Source organism: Stenotrophomonas sp. CASM114, assembly GCF_049384325.1.
In the GTDB taxonomy this organism is placed as follows: domain Bacteria; phylum Pseudomonadota; class Gammaproteobacteria; order Xanthomonadales; family Xanthomonadaceae; genus Stenotrophomonas; species Stenotrophomonas muris.
Map to the genome: position 1 here is coordinate 1 of NZ_JBMRGJ010000010.1, position 18,802 is coordinate 18,802.

Below are 18,802 nucleotides of genomic sequence, written 5' to 3' on the forward strand. Positions count from 1 at the left end.
CCCAGAAAACCAGCTTTCAGCGACCAACCCAAACCCACCACGGAGGGGCTCCGCCGTTCGCCGACCTCCGCCGAAGGCGCGCTTTCCACGGAAGAAATAATTTTCAGAGGACGTGTCGATTCCCAGCCCCCTGGTTCGTTGTACCCAATGAAGGGCACGCACCACGCGTCCCCACGGGAGACCGCAATGAAAGTGATGGTGATCGTGAAGGCCAACGCCGACTCCGAAGCCGGCCGCATGCCCAGCGAACAGGAATTGTCCGAAATGGGCGCCTTCAACGAACAACTGGTGGCCGCCGGCATCATGCTGGCCGGTGAAGGCCTGCACGCCACCCAGCGCGGCCGTCGCATTCACTTCAGCGGCGGGGCACCCCAGGTCGAGGCCGGTCCGTTCGGTCCTGCCAGTGAACAGATCGCCGGCTTCTGGCTGTGGGAGGTGCGGTCGCTGGACGAAGCGGTTGAATGGGCCAGCCGCGCACCGTTCGGCAGTGGCGGCACGCTCGAACTGCGTCCCCTGATCTCCGCTGAAGACTTCGGTGAAGCCTTCACCCCCGAATTACAGCAGCAGGAACAGCGTCTGCGTGCACAGCTGGAAGGTTGACCCGATTCATCTCCACGCCGGGCACGACCCGGCGCTACCGCCCTGAACCACATCACGGAGTATTGCCATGAGACTGATTCCCTTCCTCGGCTTCAGCGGCCAGGCCCACGAGGCGATGGCGTTCTACGCCAAGGCACTCGGTGGCCAGGTCACTTCGGAAATGAAATACCGCGACATGCCGCCCTCCGATGGCTCGCCGGGCTGCAACGAGATGCCGCCGGAAACCCTGGACCACGTCGCCCACAGCCAGCTGGAGATCGGCAACGCCATCGTGATGGCGGCCGACGGCCCCGGCGGCGGCGAGGGTGGCTCGACCACCATCAATGTTGATGTCGACAGCATCGAAGAAGCCGAACGCGTGTTTGCCGCGCTGGCCGAGGGGGGCCAGGTGCAGATGCCGATCGCCGAAACGTTCTGGGCGCACCGCTGGGGCATGCTGGTCGACCGCTACGGCAAGCCGTGGATGGTCAACTGCATGAAGCAGCCCTGATTCCTCTCCTTCTTTCATCCCCAAGGAGCTTCACCGATGAGTGCACCGCAACCGCAGATGATCTTCGTCAACCTGCCCGTGCAGGATCTGAACGCGTCCAAGACCTTTTTCGCAGCGCTGGGCTACAGCTTCAACCCGACCTTCACCAATGACGATGCCGCCTGCATGGTGATCAGCGAGAGCATCTTCGTGATGCTGCTGACCCAGCCGTTCTTCAAGCAGTTCACCACCAAGCCGATCGCCGACGCACGCAGCCAGACCGAGGTGATCACCTGCCTGTCGGCGGACAGCCGCAAGGCGGTGGACGTGATGGTGGACAAGGCTCTGGCGGCCGGCGCCAGTGAACCGCAGCCCGCGCGCGACTACGGTTTCATGTACCAGCGTGGCTTCCAGGACCTGGATGGCCATCTCTGGGAAATCGCACACATGGACGGCGAGCCGGGCTGACGGCCGCCGCAGGGAGAACCCGCATGGCTTACGTGGACGCTTACGTGCTGCCGTGCCCGCAGGACAAGGTGGCGGCCTACCGTCGCCTTGCCCGCAAGGCCGGTGCGGTGTGGAAGGACCACGGCGCGCTGCAGTACATGGAATGCGTGGCCGACGATGTGGCGCCGGGCAAGAGCACCTCCTTCCCGCGCGCGGTCAAGGCGAAACCGGGCGAGACGGTGATCGTCGCCTTCGTGGTGTTCCGCTCGCGCGCGGCACGCGACCGCATCAACGCAAAGGTGATGGCCGACCCGCGGCTGGCGTCGCTGGGCCCGAAGGACATGCCGTTCGATACCCGGCGCATGTTCTGGGGTGGCTTCAAGCCGATTGTTGAAGCGTGAGCTGCGGCGCTTGTGCGGGCCGGGCGTGCGTGCTGTGATCGGCGCATGCTCGAGCACGCACTGACGCAGCGTCTGGAAACCCTCTGGCGGATGGAGTCGCCAGTGCTGATTGCGCGCCTGGCGCGGCTGCTCGGTGGCGATGTCGGCCGTGCCGAGGAGCTGGCCCAGGACACCTGGCTGGCCGCGCTGGAGCGTTGGCCGGAGCAGGGTATCCCGGACAACCCCGGAGCCTGGCTGATGACCACCGCGCGCAACCGTGCCATCGATGTGCTGCGCCAGCACCAGCGGGTGGCGCAGCAGCATGCGCAGTGGGGCGAGGAACTGCATCCGGCGGCACTGCCGGCGCCGGATGACAGCCGGGCACTGGAGGACGACCTGGGCGATGACCTGCTGCGGCTGATGTTCGTGGCCTGCCATCCCGTGCTGCCGGCCGATGCGCGGGTGGCACTGACCCTGCGCCTGCTCGGTGGCCTGACCACCGTCGAGATTGCACGTGCGTTCCTGCAGCCGGAGCCGACCATCGCCCAGCGCATCGTGCGCGCCAAGCGCACGCTGGCTCAGAAGCAGGTGCCCTATGAAGTGCCACGCGCGGACGCGATGCCGGATCGCCTGGCCTCGGTGCTGGAAGCGATCTATCTGGTGTTCAACGAAGGCTACGCCGCCAGCGCCGGTGATGACTGGATGCGCCCGGCGCTGTGCGAGGAAGCGCTGCGGCTGGCCCGCATCCTGGCGCATCGGTTGCCGGTGCCGCCGGTACTGGGCCTGCTGGCGCTGATGGAACTGCAGGCCTCGCGCGCAGCGGCACGGGTGGACGCGCAGGGCGCGCCGGTGCTGCTGGACCAGCAGAACCGCGCGCGCTGGGACTGGCTGCAGATCGACCGCGGGCAGCAGGTGCTGGCGCGCGCGTTGGCCATCGGTGGCGACCAGGATCCGTATGTGCTGCAGGCGCGCATCGCGGCCTGCCATGCGGCTGCGCGGCGCGCCGACGCGACCGACTGGCCGCGTATCGCCGCGCTCTATGCACAGCTGCTGCAGGTGCAACCTTCGCCGGTGGTGGCATTGAACCGGGTGGTGGCGATCCTGCGCAGCGAAGGCCCGTTCGCCGCGTGGGCGCAGCTGCAGCCCCTGCTGGTCGACGCGCGCCTGCGCGACTATGCGCCGCTGCAGGTGGTGCGCGGCGAGCTGCTGCAGGCACTGGGGCGTGAGCAGGACGCACGTGACGCTTTTGGCCAGGCCGCTCGGCTCAGCCAGAACCAGGCCGAGCGCGGACTGCTGCGGCAACGGGCGGGCCTGCCCCCCACGGACTGAGCCGACAAAGGCAGCACTTGTCGCCGGCCGCCTGAGCGGCTATGTTTCGCGCCCAGCGGACGCATCAGCGTCCGCGATCCGTGCGTATTGACCGAGGAGCGGTTGGATGTATTCAAGGACGAAGAGCGCATCGCGCGCTTTTGCGCGCCTGCTTGCCTGTGCCCTGTGCGTGGCCGTATGGCCGATGGCCGTGCAGGCTGCGGACAAATCACAGCAGGCCTATTGGGCCGGTTTTGCCTATACCGCTGACGCCGCCGCCGTGCAGGCGACCACCCCGCATGCGCACGCGGTGCTGGAACGGCGTGGGCTGGTCCCGCTGAACCAGACGCTGGCACAGTCGCTCAAGCGCCACGCACCGGCCCACCTGGAGCTGATCGACCAGCCGGTGGCGATGCTCGACGGCACCACCAGTGCCACCGTGCTGGCCGCTGCGCTGGATCGCGAGCTGGTCTCGGTCGAACCGATCGGCGACCAGTACAAGGTGCTGGTGGAAGTGGCGCTGCAGGCGTTGTTCTTCGACTTCCGCGAGCGCCAGGTGATCGCCTCCTATCCGCTCACCCTGCAGCGCATCGACGTGCAGGACTACCGTCCGGACAACGACGATATCGACGCGATCGTCGCCGATCTGCTGTACGGCGGTGCCGATACCAGCCTGTCGCAGGTACTGGCGGCCAGCCTGACGCAGGCCCGGTTGCCCGATGCCGCCGTGCGTCGCCTGCAGGTGGGCGGGGTGACCCTGTCCGACGCGGCACGCGCCAAGCTGCCCGATCCGAAGTGGGAAGCACCGCTGCGTGCCACGCTTGCGCACGAACTGTCCAAGACGCTGTCGTCCAACACCGGCGTTGGCCTGCTGCCGCCGGCCTCGGGCCAGGCGATCGGCGGTGCGATGGCCGCCCGCTTTGCCGACGGCAAGGTCTACCAGTTGAAGATTCCCGAACCCGACTACGTCATCCAGCTGCAGGTCGATGCACTGAAGAACGGCGTGATCGAGGAAACCCCGGCGATGAAGACGATGCTGTTCGGCGCCTTCTTCACCGCCAAGGTGAGCGAGCCGTTCTCGGGCAAGGTCTATTTCGAACAGCCGCTGCGCAAGGGGGCCACCAAGGTGGTGCCGGTCACGCAGTGGCAGGTCGACCAGTGGTCGGCCAGCTACGAAACCCTGCTGGCCGGCTTCGACGCCTTCGCCGGCGCCGCCGCCAAGCGTGCCGATTCGCGCGCCTGGCTGGACGAACAGAAGCCGGGCGGCCGCCCGTTGCAGCAGCAGACCCAAGCCCTCCAGGAGTTGATCAAGTCATGTCGTTGATGCGTACCATCCTGCTCATCCTCATCGCGCTGGCGGTGGCCTCGCCGGTCGCTGCGCAGACCGCGAGTTCGCGCGGTACCGGCTCGGCCAGCTACGGCCTGCGCCTGAGCGCCGATACCCGTGCCCAGGCCCTGAACAAGGCCAAGGTCAATGCCCTGGAGGCGTACATCGCCGAAACCGGTGCGGCCAAGCTGCGCCTGTTCGAGGCGCGCCGCGCCGAGTTCATCGGCGAGATCGACCGCTACGTGCTCAGCGCCGTGCAGCTGTCGGACACCGAAGACAAGAAGGCCAAGACCTACAGCGTCACCGTCCGCGCCGAGATCAACACCACCCTGCTGCAGACCAAGCTGGATGCGGGTTCGGCCGTGGCCGGCGCCACCGCTGCGCAGCGCTCGCTGCTGACCTTCCTGTTCATGGCGCGCTCGCAGGACACCGTGCAGTCGTTCCAGGACAAGGAATACCGCCGCGTCGACGCCAGCAGCAGCTACAGCGAGAACACCCGTGAAGGCGACAGCTTCCGCGGCAACTCGGTCAGCACCAACGGCAGCATCAACCAGAACGGTTCGGTGTCGGTCACCAGCGGCGGCAGCACCACCGCGCGCGCCGACAACATCACCTGGAAGGTGGCCAACGCCGCCGAAGTCAACACCGCGATGACCGGTGCCTTCAGCGCCGCCGGCTACGAGGTGGTTGAAGCCGAGTACGTGGAAGGCGAGTCGCGCGGCCTGCTCAGCATCGAGCGCATCCGCAAGGACTTCAGCACCGGCAACGACCTGGCCCCGGCCACCCTGCGCGACACCGCCAATGGCATCCGTGCGGCCAACATCCCGTACATCGCCGTCGGCACCCTCGACGTCGGCATGCGTGACCGCGATCCGGCCAGCGGCAACACCCGCGTGTTCGTCACTGTCACCGGCAAGGTGCTGGACGTGACCGGTCGTTTCCCGCGCACCGTGTCGTCGGTCGGCCCGGTGCAGTTCTCCGGCACCGGCCCGAATGAAACCGTGGCCCGTACCAATGCCCTGCAGCTGGCTGCCGAAAAGGCCGCCCAGCAGATGATCAACGAACTGAACGTCAAGGCGGTCCGCTGATCCGCCGCCCCGTTGGGTGCCGAGCTCGCTCGGCATCGCCCCTGGGTTACCGATTCCCCACGTGCCGCACGCGGCCGTTTCTTCCAAAGGACTCTCACATGATCCGCAATACCGCTCTTGCCCTGGCCATCGCGGCCGCCACCCTGTCGATGCCGGCCCATGCCGGCCTGGGCAAGCTGAAGGACCTGGCCGGTGGCTCCACCGGCTCCTCCAGCAGCACCTCCAGCGCCGCTGCCCCGGACGAAGCCGCGCAGGAAGCGCTGGTGCGTCGTTTCGTCAGCTCGCAGTCGCACTCGCTGCAGGCCCAGACCTCGTTCGCCCGTGCCTTCGGCCTGGCCGAGCAGGTGCAGCTGCTGGAAGCCGAGCGCCAGGCGCTGTCGTCGGGTTCGGTCAGCGTCGATGCGATGAAGAAGTCGGTGTCGGTCAGCGAAGCCGCCCAGGCCGCGATCGACGAGCGCCAGGCCGCGCAGCCGGAGCTGAACGCTGAATCCAAGCAGCACTACGCCGAAGGCCTGGTCTCGCTGCTGTCCTCGGCTGCCGAAGCGCAGAAGCTCGGTGGCGAAGCCAGCAACTTCACCGCCGGCATGAAGAACCTGGGCGCCACCCAGATGGCTACCGTCGGCCGCAAGCTGGCCGCTGGTGCATGGGTGGCCAAGGAATCGCCGGGCTTCATCCAGGGCCTGTACGGTTCGACCAAGTCGGCTGTGACCTTCGCCAAGAAGAGAAAGGTCAAGGTGCCGTCCAACGCCGACTCGATGCTGGGCCAGCTGGACAAGATGAACTGATCCGAGGCGAATCCCCATGCGTACGACCTCCCGTTTGATCGGCCTGGGCCTGGCTGCCGCGCTGCTTGCAGCCTGTGGCAAGCAGGACACCCCGGCCGAAGCGCCCGCACCTGCCAAGGACAAGGCAACCAGTGCACTGGCCAGCAATGCGCCAGTGGAAGCAGCGCCCCTGCGTGGCACGCCGGATTTCGGCGGCACCACCCAGGTCGCGCGCGAGGCCGACGGCATCGGCAGCACCCCGGAACTGGCGGTGCTGGCGGCGTTGCAGTCGGCGGTGGCGCAGGTCAACGGCGTACGCGTGGCCAGCCAGATGCAGCGCCTGCGTGCAGGCCTGCATGTGGATGTGGATGACGAACACGTCGGCGATATCCGCGCCGACGCGTTCACCCAGCAGATGATCGCCGGCTCGCAGGGCGCGGTGCTGGGCTATGAAATCCTGTCGCAGGACGAAGTGCGGCAGCTGGATGAAGAAACCATCGCGCGCGTGCGCGCCAGCGACGAAGGCTGGAGCTTCAAGGGTTCGGCCTCTGCCAGCGCGTCCGGCGAGGCCACGGCCAAGGGCGGCGGAGCCTCGGCCAGCGTCAAGGAGAGCTACGACGAGAAGGTCAGCGTCGATGCCAAGCGTGGCGCAAGCTCGTTCGATTCGGATGTGACCCACCGCAGCATGCGCAGCTACTGGAAGGTGCGCGTGCGTGCACAGATTGCCCAGTACCGCGCACCGGACGAGCAGGGCAAGCCGAAGATCGTGGTCGCGCTGCCGCGCACCAAGGCCGGCAGCTATGCCGTGGGCGATGGCCGCGTGAGTGCCGATGAAGTGGCCGACGCGATCCGCGCGCGCCTGTCCGACACGCTGACCCAGACCCAGCGCTTCATCGTGCTGGATCGCGAGTTCGGCGACGAACTGCAGGCCGAGATCGACCATATCAACAGCGGCAACGTACGCCTGCAGGACACCGCACGCGTCGGCCAGCAGCTGGCGACCGACCTGATCCTGATACCGACCATCGAACGCTTCGAGTACCCGCGCAGCGTGCGCAACCTGCGCATGTCCGACCGCCAGGTGACCTCGTACTCCGGTGGCGGCCGCATCACCCTGCGCCTGGTCAACGCCACCACCGGCCAGGTGGTGATGTCCGACAGCTTCGACCACCAGCTGGCCTCGACCGGCCCGAGCACCCTGCCCCGCGTGGTCAACGGCCGCAACATGGCCGCGGCGATGATGGAATCGCTGTCGGGCCAGATCGGTACCACCATCGTCACCACGCTGTTCCCGGTGTCGGTGGTTTCTGTGGACGGTGACCAGGTGGTGCTGAGCCAGGGTGGCGAAACCCTGCAGGCCGGCCAGCGCTGGCAGGCCGTGCGCCTGGGCGAGGAACTGAAGGACCCGCAGACCGGCCGCTCGCTGGGCCGCAGTGAACACCCGTGCTGCACCATCCGCATCGACCGCGTGGCCGCACAGACCTCGTACGGCACCATCGAAGACGGCGTCGACGCGATGCGCGGCGGTTTCCGCCCGGGCCAGATCGAACTGCGCCAGAAGCTGGGCAGCAAGCCGGCCGCCGCCGCAGGTGCGACTGCCTCGGCCGCTCCCGCCGCCGCCGCACGCCCGGCGGCCAAGCCGAAGCCCAAGCCCGCTGCCGCCCCGGCCGAAGACCCGAACTGGTAACACCCTGAGGGGGTCAGATTCCTTTTCCGGCGGGAAAAGGATCTGACCCCTTCGTGTTTCCGTGCGTGTCGACCGAGGTCGACACCCACCAACAGCAGTGGGACCCCGCCTACCCTCAGGAAACCAGCTTTTGCTGTTGCTTCGGCTGTTGCCGTTGTTTCGGCAGGTGCAGGGCGCAGCCCTGGCGAATCCCATTACACTCCAGAAGGATTTCCCTGCTGGAGAGAGCAATGAAACGAGTGGTACTGGGCGTGCTGGCCCTGTCGGTGTCGAGCGCACTGATGGCGGCCACCCCGAAATTCGATGGCGCGCGGATCTCCGCCGACGTCAAGGAACTGGCCTCCGACGCCTACGAAGGCCGCTCGCCGGCCACCGCCGGCGAAGAAAAGACCATCGCCTACCTCAGCAGGCAGTTTGCCGACGCCGGCCTGCAGCCGGGCGGCGACCTCAAGGACGGCAAGCGCCTGTGGACCCAGGCCGTGCCGCTGCGCAAGGGCGACATCGTCGGCGCACCGCAGCTGGCGCTGCACCAGGGCGGCAAGACCCTGCCGCTGGAGCAGGGCAAGCAGATCGCCGTGCGCGCCGCCATGAACGGCGCCAGCAGCGTCGACATCAGCAAGGCCCCGCTGGTGTTTCTCGGCTACGGCGTGAAGGCACCGGAGCGCAACTGGGACGACTTCAAGGGCGTGGACCTGAAGGGCAAGATCGCCGTGGTGCTGATCAACGACCCGGACTTCGAAACCGGCCAGGGTGATTTCGACGGCAAGGGCATGACCTATTACGGCCGTTGGACCTACAAGTACGAGGAAGGCGCCCGTCAGGGTGCGCTGGGCGTGCTGATCGTGCACGAGACCGCACCGGCGTCGTATGGCTGGGCCACCGTGGCCGGCTCCAACACCAACACCATGTTCGACGTGGTGCGTGACAACCCGGCAGAAAGCCACCCGCTGCTGGAAGGCTGGATCCAGCGCGACCTTGCCGTGGAGCTGTTCCGCTCGGCCGGGCAGGATTTCGAGGCACTGAAGAAGAAGGCGCAGCAGCGCGACTTCACCCCGGTGCCGCTGACCGGCGCCAGCCTGGACGCGAAGTACGCGGTGAAGACCGAAGTGATCACCTCGCACAACGTGGCCGCGCGCCTGGAAGGCAGCCGCCATCCGGACGAGACCATCATCTACAGCGCGCACTGGGACCACATCGGCGTGGGCGAGCCGGACGCGCGCGGTGACCGCATCTTCAACGGCGCGCTGGACAACGCCAGCGGCACCGCCTCGCTGGTCGAGCTGGCCCGTGGCTTCGCCAAGGAGAAGCGCCCGCAGCGCTCGCTGCTGTTCCTGGCGGTCACCGCCGAGGAAAAGGGCCTGCTGGGTTCTGAGTACTACGCCACCCATCCGCTATATCCGCTGGAAAAGACCGTGGCCGTGATCAACATGGACGGCATGGCGCCGTTCGGCCCGTCGCGTGACTTCGGCATCTACGGTGCCGCGCGCTTCGAGCTGCTGGACCAGCTGAAGGACGTGGCCAAGGGCTGGGATATCCGCTACACGCCGGACCCGAAGCCGGAAGCGGGCCTGTTCTTCCGCTCCGACCACTTCCCGTTCGCCAAGCGTGGCGTGCCGGCGCTGTCCTGGTCGGCCGGCCAGGACTGGGTGGACGGTGGCGTGGCCGCAGGCAGGAAGGCCTCCGAGGACTACACCGCCAAGCGCTATCACCAGCAGGGCGACGAGTGGCAGCCGGACTGGGTGTTTGCCGGTGCCGCGCGCGACCTGGAAGTGCTGTACACGCTGGGCAACCAGCTGGCCAATTCCCGCGATTGGCCGAACTGGAGCAAGGACGAGGCGTTCCGCGCCGTGCGTGACGCCAGCGCCGACCAGCGCAAATAACGGCGTCCGGTAGTGCCGGCCGCTGGCCGGCATTGCCGCCCCCGGAAACGCCGGGCCGTGCCCGGCGTTTCCATAACGGCTTCCATCCCAACTTTCCCGGCCTTCGTCGCAGCCTGCTTGCTTGCCCGGCGGGCCGCCTTATGCTCGGCTCACCCCCTTCCTCAAGGCGCCGCCGTGTTCGCCAGCCTCTCTCTCCTGATCCGCCACCTGCTGGCCTGGGCTGCCGCGCTGGTTGTCGCCGGCATGGTCTGGAGCGGCATCTTCAGCGGCATGAACGATGGCCCGGGCTGGATCTTCGGGCTGCTGGCGATGTTCCTGATCATTTCCGCGCTGGGCAGTGCCATCACCCACATCCGCCGGGTCTGGCTGGTGGCCGGTCGCCTGGATGCCACCACCCTGTCCGGCCGCCAGCGCCGCCAGATCGAACTGCCGATGGACGCGGGCCACGCCTTCTCGGTGGTGGAGGCGGCGATTTCCGAACTACCGCGCGTCGAAGACGTGGAAAGCTCGGCCGGCAGCCTGCAGGTGCGCGCCTATGTGCGCCGGGTCGACCTCTGGAACGGCCGCCAGCCCTCGCGCTGGAACCTGCCGGCGCGGCTGGCCATCAAGCGCAACAGCGTGCTGGCCACGGTCACGCCGGGGCAGGGCACCAGCACCGTCACCCTGCTGTTCGAACCCGATGCCGGCTGGTGGGCCGACCTGCTGGCGCTGGACGAAGGCAGCAACTACGAGAACGCCGAAGCAGTCACCCGTGCGATCAGCCGCCGCGTCGCCGACCAGCGCCGCGACGAACAGGCTGCGGCCGAACAGACCCAGGTGGAAAAGGAGCTGTCGGTGGCACGCTTGAACCTGTTGCATGCGCAGGTGGAACCGCACTTCCTCTACAACACGCTGGCCAACGCGCAGGTACTGACCCGCACCGATCCGGCGCGTGCCGAACAGATGCTCGGCCACCTCATTCAATACCTGCGCAGCTCGTTGCCGCAGGTGGACGAATCGGTATCCACGCTGGGCGTGGAGCTGGACCGCACCCGCGCGTACCTGGAAATCCTGCGCATCCGTATGGGCGCCCGCCTGGCGGTGGAAATGCAGGTACCGAACGAACTGCACGGCGTGCACCTGCCGGCGATGGCACTGCAGACGCTGGTGGAGAACGCGATCAAGCACGGCCTGGAACCCAAGCCCGGCGGTGGCACGATCTGGATACTGGCGCGCGGCTTCGATGACCACGTGACCGTGACCGTGGCCGACGATGGGCTTGGCTTCGGCCAGGGCACCAGCGGTACCGGCATCGGCCTGAAGAATCTGCGCGAGCGCCTGCGCCTGACCTGCGGCGAGCAGGCCGGCGTGGCGATCGTTGCCAACTTCCCCAGCGGCGTGGCCGCGACCATGACCCTGCCGCAGTCGCACAAGGAGCGCAGCCATGCCGCTTGAAGCCCTGATCGCCGAAGACGAAGAACTGCTGCGGCAGTCACTGGTGGAACAGCTGGGCCGGCTGTGGCCGGAGCTGAAGCTGGTGGCCGAGTGCGAGGACGGTGCCAGCGCGCTGGAGCAGCTGGCCGAGACGCAGCCGGACATCGCGTTCCTCGACATCCGCATGCCCGGCATCAGCGGCATCGAGGTCGCGCGCTCGCTGTCCGAGCTGAGCCCGCGCACCCAGGTGGTATTCGTCACCGCCTACGACCAGTACGCCATCGATGCGTTCGAGCAGGGCGCGATGGACTACCTGTTGAAGCCGGTCAGTGACGAGCGCCTGCTGGCCACCCGCGAGCGCATCCTGTCGCGGCTGCCATCGACGCGCCAGGACGATGCCGTGCTTGAGCGCCTGCTGCAGCGGCTGGGCCCGTCGCAGGGCGCAGCGGAGCGCCCGCCACTGGCCTGGATCACCGCCAGCAACGGCCGCGAGACGCAGCTGATCATGCTGGAAGATGTGGCCTACTTCCGTGCCGACAACAAGTACACCACCGTGGTCACCGCTGCCGGCGAGAGCCTGCTGCGCACACCGTTGCGCGAACTGCTGGAAGTGCTCGACCCGCAGCACTTCCGCCAGATCCACCGCTCCACCATCGTTAACATGAAGGCGGTGGCAGCGGTGAGCCGCGACGATACCGGGCGCGGCGTGCTGCGCCTGCGCGGGCGCACGGAGACGCTGGTGGTCAGCCAACCGTTCATGAGCCTGTTCCGCGGCATGTAGCCGCGCCGCAGCCTCTGTCACCAGGAGCATTGCATGCGTTTTTTCCTGCTTGTCGGCTTCGCCGCATTGGCGCTTGCCGGTTGCCGGAAGTCCACTGAAACCGCGATCACCCGCACCACTGCCAATGGCGTGGACACGCTGTACAGCAAGCGCACGGTAGTGGACGGCGTGGCGCGTTTCCAGTGCATGGCCAGCCGCAGCGGCCAGTGCCATTACCTGGTGCTGGACCCGGCCTGTCGTCCTGATGCCGCCTGTGCGAAAGCGCCGATACGGTCGTTCGCGTTGGCGGCCGGCACGACCCGGGAGTTCAGGGGCCTGCCGAAGGGCTTCGCCCAGTGCGTCAGCGAGGATCGGAAAGAACAGTGCCACCGTGAGTGATCACGGTGGCATTGTGGCTCCCCCCGCTTCCCTGAAGGGTCAGTAGGCAGGCTGGAGTGTCAGGTCGTGGTGGTGCTCGTTCTCGCCCACGTGGTTGAGGCGGCCGACCAGTTCGGAGTGCTGCTTCATGCGCCCGATCTCGGTCATGATGCGGATGTCCTCGTGGCGCAGCTCGCGCTTGGCGGTGACCGCCTGCTTGTAATCGAGCACTTCCGGGTAATGCTCGGCCAGGTCCAGTGCCTCGGCCACGTGCTCGACGCTGTCGGCCTTGGAGCTGATGCGTGCGCGACTGTTGAACGCCTTCATCCAGCGCTCGAAACCGGCCTGCTGATCGAACATGTTGGCCATGAACCAGATCACGAACAGGATCGAGACCCACGAACCGAACACGACTACCACGCGGGTGAACGTGATATGGAAGTCGTCGCGCCAGAGGTAGTTGGCGATCAGGCCAAGAATCAGCAGCGAGGCTGCCTGCCAGCCGACGATCGAGGCGATAAGCCATTGGCACTTGGCCTGGGCCAGCACCGCGACTTCATCGCGGATCTGCTGCTCGCTGAGATTGCGCCAATGCGCGACCTGTTTATCGAACGGGCTGCTGTAGAGCTCGTTGTCGCGAAGCAGAATTCCCAAACCCTTGAACAAAGCAATCATGGCTGGCTCCTTGTGGAACGTGCGTCGATCAGCATTGGACGGTGTGGCGGTTCCAGTTCTAGCACTTCCAGCGAGCCGTGCAATGGGCGCAATGCCAAGCTGCGCAAGGGCTTTCCCTGAATCGGTGAATGTTGTTGCACCGCAGCATCGAAGGCGCTGCCTGCGACAGGATGTCGCAGGGTGAAATGTGCTGCGGCCGCACATGAAACCGTGGCTGAGTACGAAGACTCGCCGCCGGCATCGTGATCGCCCAGAATCGGGGCCGACCGCGCAACTTGCGGCCATTCTTTCGCTTTTCCTGGACCAGTGATGCCGGCTCTGCTGCAGCGACTCTCCCGCCCCGTCACCGCGCCGATCCGGCGCTGGGTGCTGGAGGCCTTCCCCCGTGGCCAGAGCGGCATCGATTACGACCAGCCGCTGGGTGACCCGGGTTGGTTTGGACCCGACAGCGTGACCTGGCGCCTGCACGCCGAGTTCCCCTCGATGCTGGCCGGTGGCCTGTGCGCGCTGATGCTGCAGACCCTGCATCCGCGCGCGCTGGCCGGGGTCTACGATCACTCCAATTTCCGCCAGGACCTGGTGGGTCGCCTGCGTCGCACCACCGCGTTCGTTGCCGGTACCAGCTATGCGCCCACCGGCGAGGTGGAGGCGCTGGTGGCCAAGGTGCGCCGCATCCATGCACGGATCCGCGGCCAGACCGCACAGGGCGAACCCTACGCCGCCGATGATCCGCAGCTGCTGACCTGGGTGCATGTGACCGAGGCGTTCGGGTTCCTTCAGGGCTTCCGCCGGTACGGACGGGAGGTGCCGGCACACATCGCCGACCGTTACTACGATGAGTACCGCTGCGTGGCCGAGGCACTGGGTGCGGTGGACGTGCCGCGCAGCGAAGCGGAAGTGGCGGCGTACTTCTGTGCGCGGCAGCCGGAGCTGCGCGTCGACGAGCGCTCGCGCGAGGTGCTGGAGGTGCTGTCCGGCGTGCGCCTGCCGGTACCGGTGCCGGGGCTGTCGCGCGAAGTGTTCCTGGGTGCAGGCGCGGCACTGCTGCCGGACTGGGCCGAAGGCATGCTTGAACGCAGTGGCCGTCAGCGCGCGCAGGCCGCCGCGTCGGCGAAGCTGATGCAGGGCATGGCGCCGCTGTTCCGCCGTGCGTTGCCTGATGGCCTGGCCAGCCGCGCCTGTGCGCGCATGGGCGTGCCGGTGTCGGTGCTGCGCGAGTGGCCCGCCGTTCCCCGGTAGGTGCCAACCTTGGTTGGCACGCGTTGCGCGCGGTGCCGCAGGAGCGCCAACCAAGGTTGGCCTCTACCCGCGCGGATGCCGAAGTAGCAACTGTCTTGTCAGGGGCAGCCGAGGGCCACCTCGGCGTCCCGCTTACGGGCGTTTAGGATCACCAGCATTTTGCGCATGACCGCCACGAGCGCCACCTTGCTCGCTTTGCCTTTGGCCTTCAGGCCAGCGTAAAACGTGCGCAGTCTTGGCTCGTACCGGATGGCCGTCAGGGCCGCCATGTAAAGGGCTTCGCGTACCACCGCGCGCCCACCACTGATCCGCCGTTGGCCCTGCCAGGTGCCACTTTCGCGGTTCATCGGGGCCAGCCCCACCAGCGACGCTATGGCTTTGCTTCCCAAGCTGCCCAGTTCGGGCAACTCGCTGGCCAGTGTGCTGATCAGGATGGGGCCGACGCCTTTGAGCGCGCCGATGTTCTTCCAGCCAGGCTGTCCCTCAAGCTGCTCGGCAATAGCTTTGTCCAGTTGCTTCAGGTCGTCAGATAGCTGAGCTATATGGCGTTGCTTCATCGCAATCAGATCCGGATCGACCAATCGCCGCAAGCGCTGCATCTCACTGACCCGCATCTGCACCAGATGCCTGCGGCATTGCGCAAATTCAGCCAGACGCTGCTGCCAAGGGGCAGGCGGTACGTAGCGGGTCAGCGGTAACAAATGGGCCATCTGCGCCAGCACTGTCGCATCGAGCCGATCGGTCTTTGCGGCACGGCCTGTGCCTTGGGCAAATCGCCGTGCACGCGCCGGATTGATTCGCACCATCGGCAGGCCGGCGGCGTGCAATATATCCAGAGCAGCACGCTCGTAACCCCCGCTTGCCTCAAGAACGACCTGCTTGATCGGCCACGTCTTCAGCCACCGAATTAAGCGTACAAAGCCGCGCTTGTCGTTGCTGAATTGGCGAAACTGCTCTCCATGGACGGCCACATCCAGCGTGGCTTTGCTCACATCAATCCCGATCCCAAACATGGCAGAACTCCGCTAGGCTGACAGGGTCGAGAGCTCTCCCCGCTTGCCCAGTCTTATCAGTTCGAGCGCCAACTCAACCAACTGTTCGGGCGGTTCAGGGAGAATCCGGCGTGGGGACCCAAGCTACTTCTCGGTCGCAAGACCTGGATCCACACGGTCGCCCACGCCGGGCTCTCGGCCCCCAAGGTGCCAGATCGGCAAGAGATAAGATCCACACCATGCGTGGATGGGCCTTACCCCGCCGACTTCAACCCGCGCAACAGCATCTCCAGCGCCGCCGTCGCCTGCCGCAGGCGCACGTCGCCATCCTCGCCCTCGGCGATCCAGAACGCGGCCTCGGCCAGGCTGCCATAGATCAGCGACGCCAGCGCCTGCGCATTCACCGGCGCCACCACGCCCTGGGCAACCAGATGTTCGATCAGGTGCTGCATCGAATGCACGCAGTGGCGCTGCGATTCCGGTGAGGCGCCACCGAGCACCGCGCGCGCATCGCGCAGCACGATGCGCTGGATCTCCGGTTCCAGCGCCATCTCCAGGTACGCGCGGCAACGCTGCACGAAGCCCTCCCAGGCATCGTCGGCGGCATCACTGATCGCCTGCAGGCGCTGGTCGGTCTCGGCATCGAGCTGGGCGACGACAGCCGCCAGCAGACCCTTCTTGTCGCCGAAGTGGTGGTACAGCGCGCCGCGGGTCAGCCCGGCCTGGGCGGTCAGGTCGTCCATCGAGGTGGCGGCATAGCCATGCTCGCTGAACACCCGGCGGGCGGTGGCCAGGAGGGTGGCGCGGGTTTCTTCCATCTCGGCGCGGGTGCGGCGAACCATTCAGAGCTCCTTACATACGCAGTGCATGATTATTTACATACGGCGCGTATGAATGTAGCCTCTTATTCATACGCCCCGTATGTATTGTCATGGCGCCCCGTGCGCCAGGCAAGTCGCTGCCTTGGAGAACCTGATGGCCACCCCCTATCGCGACCTGTTCGCGACCCCCGGCACCGCCGGCCTCGCCCTGGCCGGGCTGCTGGCACGCCTGCCGCTGCCGATGACCGGTATCGGCATCATCACCTTGCTGTCCCAGCTGCGCGGCAGCTATGCACTGGCCGGTGCAGTGTCGGCCACCTTCGTGCTGACCTATGCGTTGCTGTCGCCGCAGGTGTCGCGCTGGGTCGACCGGCGCGGGCAGGGCAGGGTACTGCCATGGGCCACTGCGGCCAGTGCGGCCGGTCTGCTGTTGCTGCTCGCGTGCACGCTGCTGGCCGCGCCGGACTGGACGCTGTTCGTTGCGGCGATGCTGGCCGGCTGCATGCCCAGCGTGTCGGCGATGGTGCGAGCGCGCTGGACCGCGACCCATCGCGGACGACCACAGCTGCAGACCGCGTATTCGCTGGAGACCGTGTTCGACGAGGTGACCTTCATCGCCGGGCCACCGTTGTCCGTCGGATTGTCGGTGGCGGTATGGCCACAGGCTGGCGTACTGGCGGCCGCCCTGCTGCTGGTGGCCGGCGTCGCCGCACTGGTGCTGCAGCGGGGCACCGAGCCGCCGATACAGCACTACGAAGGTGCAACATCCTCGCACTCGCTGCTGCGGCAACCGGAGATCCGCCTGCTGGCGTTGCTGATGCTGGCGATGGGCGTGATCGTCGGCACCGTCGACATCACCAGCGTGGCATTGGCCGAGCTGCGCGGACAGCCACTAGCTGCCAGCTGGGTGCTGTCGGCCTACGCGCTGGGCAGCTGCGCGGCGGGCCTGCTGTTTGGTGCCCTGAAGCTGCCGATGCCGCTGCCGCGCCTGTTGCTGGCCGGAGCAGCGGCCACCGCATTGACCACGTTGCCGCTGCTGTGGGTCGGCAGTCTGCCGGCACTGGCCGCTGCGGTACTGCTGGCCGGGGTGTTCTTCGCGCCGACGATGATCGTGGCGATGTCGCTGGTTGAACAACGCGTGCCCGAAGCACGCCTGACCGAAGGCATGACGTGGCTGCTGGCCGGCCTCAACATCGGCGTGGCGCTGGGCGCGGCGCTGTCTGGACAGAGCGTCGATGCGGCGGGCGTGCGCAGCGGTTTTGTGGTTGCGGTGGCGGCAGGCGGTGGCGTGCTGCTGTTCGCCTTGCTCGTGCAACGTGCGCTGCGCCCGTCTGCCGCGTCCACATCTCCTGAAGGAATCATCCCGTGAGCGCTTCATCGCCTGCGCATGCCGCGTCTGTGCCCCGCCATCCGTGGTGGGCGGTCTCCGCCGTCGGCCTCGCCACGTTCTCGGTGGTGACCACCGAAATGCTGCCGGTCGGCCTGCTGACTCCCATCGCCGAAGATCTCGGCGCGTCCACCGGCACCGCCGGCCTGATGATCTCACTGCCCGCCCTGCTGGCGGCAGTGTTCGCCCCGCTTGCGGTGATCGCAGCCGGTGGCATCGATCGTCGCCGCATCCTGTGTGCGCTGTTGGGCCTGCTGCTGGTCGCCAACCTTGCGTCGGCGCTGGCACCTGGCATCGGCTGGCTGTTGGCCGCGCGTGTGCTGGTGGGGTTCTGCATGGGCGGCATCTGGACCATTGCCGGTGGGCTGGCAGCGCGCCTGGTACCTGCGCAGCGCATCGGTCTGGCCACCTCGATCATCTTCGGAGGCGTGGCCGCAGCTTCGGTGCTCGGCGTTCCGTTGGGCGCGCTGATCGGGGATGCATTGGGCTGGCGCAGCGCGTTCGTGGCGATGACGTTGTTCAGTGCGGCGGTGATGCTGCTGCATCTGCGGGTGGTTCCCGCGTTGCCGGTCAGCACATCGGTGCGGCCGCGTCAGTTCGTGCAGCAGCTTGGCCAGCGCAACCTGCGGCGTGGCCTGTGGCTGACCGGGCTGCTGGTGTCCGGGCACTTCATCGCCTTCACGTACGTGCGGCCGCTGCTGACGTCCGTATCGGGCGTGGATGCGTCGTGGATAGGTGCACTGCTGTTTGGGTACGGCCTGGCTGGCATCGCCGGCAACTTCATCGCCGGGCCGCTGGCTGCGCGCCATCCACTGGGCATGCTGCTGGCGATAGCCTCGGGCCTGCTGCTGACGCCTCTGCTGTTCCTGTGGGTGGGAAATACGCCCTCCGCAGGTATTGCGGTGCTGCTGCTGTGGGGTCTGGCCTATGGCGGTGTATCGGTGGGCCTGATGAGCTGGATGATGAAGGCGGTGCCGCAGGCCGTGGAGATCGCCACCGCGTTGTATGTGGCGGTATTCAACATCGGCATCGCAATGGGTGCGTGGGGTGGTGGCCGCCTGCTGGATGGCGTGGGCCTGCATGCGAATCTGTGGGCTGCGGCGGTGTTGGCTGGGAGTGCCCTGCTGATGGCTGCCATCACCCGCAGGTAGATCCACGCCATGCGTGGATTTCTACCCCGTGCCGAC

Annotated in this window: 19 protein-coding genes; 16 read left to right on the forward strand and 3 right to left on the reverse strand. The window is 67.0% G+C overall.

Features of this window, described 5'->3' with window-relative positions; genetic code table 11:
- Positions 1-186: 186 nt before the first annotated feature.
- The 13 genes from VG566_RS11555 to VG566_RS11615 all read left to right on the forward strand — a co-directional run bounded on the left by VG566_RS11555 (position 187) and on the right by VG566_RS11615 (position 12,522).
- Positions 187-600 (forward strand): YciI family protein, encoded by a 414-nt coding sequence (locus VG566_RS11555; RefSeq protein WP_134967173.1) that lies wholly within the window; start codon positions 187-189, stop codon positions 598-600.
- 67 nt (positions 601-667) lie between these two features.
- Positions 668-1,090, forward strand: coding sequence for a VOC family protein (locus tag VG566_RS11560; protein WP_014645772.1), 423 nt, complete (start codon positions 668-670; stop codon positions 1,088-1,090).
- Positions 1,091-1,126: 36 nt separating this feature from the next.
- Positions 1,127-1,537, forward strand: coding sequence for a VOC family protein (locus VG566_RS11565; protein ID WP_014645773.1), 411 nt, complete (start codon positions 1,127-1,129; stop codon positions 1,535-1,537).
- A 23-nt stretch (positions 1,538-1,560) separates the two neighbouring features.
- Entirely contained in the window at positions 1,561-1,917 is a 357-nt protein-coding gene (locus tag VG566_RS11570) for a DUF1428 domain-containing protein (protein WP_032959272.1), read from the forward strand.
- Positions 1,918-1,962: 45 nt separating this feature from the next.
- The gene (locus tag VG566_RS11575) at positions 1,963-3,225 is read left to right on the forward strand and encodes a sigma-70 family RNA polymerase sigma factor (RefSeq protein WP_241884920.1); all 1,263 of its coding nucleotides are present in this window, start codon (positions 1,963-1,965) and stop codon (positions 3,223-3,225) included.
- A gap of 106 nt (positions 3,226-3,331) precedes the next feature.
- Positions 3,332-4,528: a hypothetical protein gene (locus tag VG566_RS11580; RefSeq protein WP_241884919.1), complete on the forward strand. Its 1,197-nt coding sequence runs from the start codon at positions 3,332-3,334 to the stop codon at positions 4,526-4,528.
- A complete protein-coding gene (locus tag VG566_RS11585; RefSeq protein WP_014645777.1) occupies positions 4,519-5,619 on the forward strand; it encodes a hypothetical protein in 1,101 nt (366 codons plus the stop codon). The genes VG566_RS11580 and VG566_RS11585 overlap by 10 nt, the downstream gene beginning before the upstream one ends.
- A gap of 98 nt (positions 5,620-5,717) precedes the next feature.
- On the forward strand, positions 5,718-6,404 hold the full coding sequence (locus tag VG566_RS11590; protein WP_241884918.1) for a hypothetical protein: 687 nt from the start codon (positions 5,718-5,720) through the stop codon (positions 6,402-6,404).
- Positions 6,405-6,420: 16 nt separating this feature from the next.
- Positions 6,421-8,070 (forward strand): CsgG/HfaB family protein, encoded by a 1,650-nt coding sequence (locus VG566_RS11595; RefSeq protein ID WP_049419264.1) that lies wholly within the window; start codon positions 6,421-6,423, stop codon positions 8,068-8,070.
- Positions 8,071-8,300: 230 nt separating this feature from the next.
- Entirely contained in the window at positions 8,301-9,950 is a 1,650-nt protein-coding gene (locus VG566_RS11600; protein ID WP_032959265.1) for a M28 family metallopeptidase, read from the forward strand.
- A gap of 174 nt (positions 9,951-10,124) precedes the next feature.
- Positions 10,125-11,384 carry a sensor histidine kinase gene (locus tag VG566_RS11605; protein WP_049441365.1) on the forward strand — a complete coding sequence of 420 codons (1,260 nt, stop codon included), beginning with the start codon at positions 10,125-10,127 and terminating at the stop codon, positions 11,382-11,384.
- Positions 11,374-12,144, forward strand: coding sequence for a LytR/AlgR family response regulator transcription factor (locus VG566_RS11610; RefSeq protein WP_014645782.1), 771 nt, complete (start codon positions 11,374-11,376; stop codon positions 12,142-12,144). The genes VG566_RS11605 and VG566_RS11610 overlap by 11 nt, the downstream gene beginning before the upstream one ends.
- Before the next feature lie 33 nt (positions 12,145-12,177).
- Positions 12,178-12,522, forward strand: coding sequence for a hypothetical protein (locus VG566_RS11615; protein WP_241884917.1), 345 nt, complete (start codon positions 12,178-12,180; stop codon positions 12,520-12,522).
- 39 nt (positions 12,523-12,561) lie between these two features.
- Here the strand turns inward: VG566_RS11615 and VG566_RS11620 are convergent, their stop codons facing one another.
- Positions 12,562-13,176: a hypothetical protein gene (locus VG566_RS11620; RefSeq protein WP_014645784.1), complete on the reverse strand. Its 615-nt coding sequence runs from the start codon at positions 13,174-13,176 to the stop codon at positions 12,562-12,564.
- Positions 13,177-13,485: 309 nt separating this feature from the next.
- Here VG566_RS11620 and VG566_RS11625 point away from each other — a divergent pair, with 309 nt between their 5' ends.
- The gene (locus VG566_RS11625; RefSeq protein WP_164110285.1) at positions 13,486-14,415 is read left to right on the forward strand and encodes an oxygenase MpaB family protein; all 930 of its coding nucleotides are present in this window, start codon (positions 13,486-13,488) and stop codon (positions 14,413-14,415) included.
- 98 nt (positions 14,416-14,513) lie between these two features.
- Here VG566_RS11625 and VG566_RS11630 read toward each other — a convergent pair whose 3' ends face one another.
- Complete coding sequence (locus tag VG566_RS11630; protein WP_423172672.1) at positions 14,514-15,428, reverse strand: IS110-like element ISStma6 family transposase; 915 nt, start codon at positions 15,426-15,428, stop codon at positions 14,514-14,516.
- A 233-nt stretch (positions 15,429-15,661) separates the two neighbouring features.
- On the reverse strand, positions 15,662-16,249 hold the full coding sequence (locus VG566_RS11635; protein WP_014645786.1) for a TetR/AcrR family transcriptional regulator: 588 nt from the start codon (positions 16,247-16,249) through the stop codon (positions 15,662-15,664).
- Positions 16,250-16,382: 133 nt separating this feature from the next.
- Between VG566_RS11635 and VG566_RS11640 the strand changes: the two genes are divergently transcribed.
- Both VG566_RS11640 and VG566_RS11645 read left to right on the forward strand, forming a co-directional pair.
- The gene (locus tag VG566_RS11640; protein ID WP_423172673.1) at positions 16,383-17,597 is read left to right on the forward strand and encodes an MFS transporter; all 1,215 of its coding nucleotides are present in this window, start codon (positions 16,383-16,385) and stop codon (positions 17,595-17,597) included.
- On the forward strand, positions 17,594-18,766 hold the full coding sequence (locus tag VG566_RS11645; RefSeq protein WP_197561753.1) for an MFS transporter: 1,173 nt from the start codon (positions 17,594-17,596) through the stop codon (positions 18,764-18,766). Before VG566_RS11640 ends, VG566_RS11645 begins: the two co-directional genes overlap by 4 nt.
- The last annotated feature ends 36 nt before the right edge of the window (positions 18,767-18,802 follow it).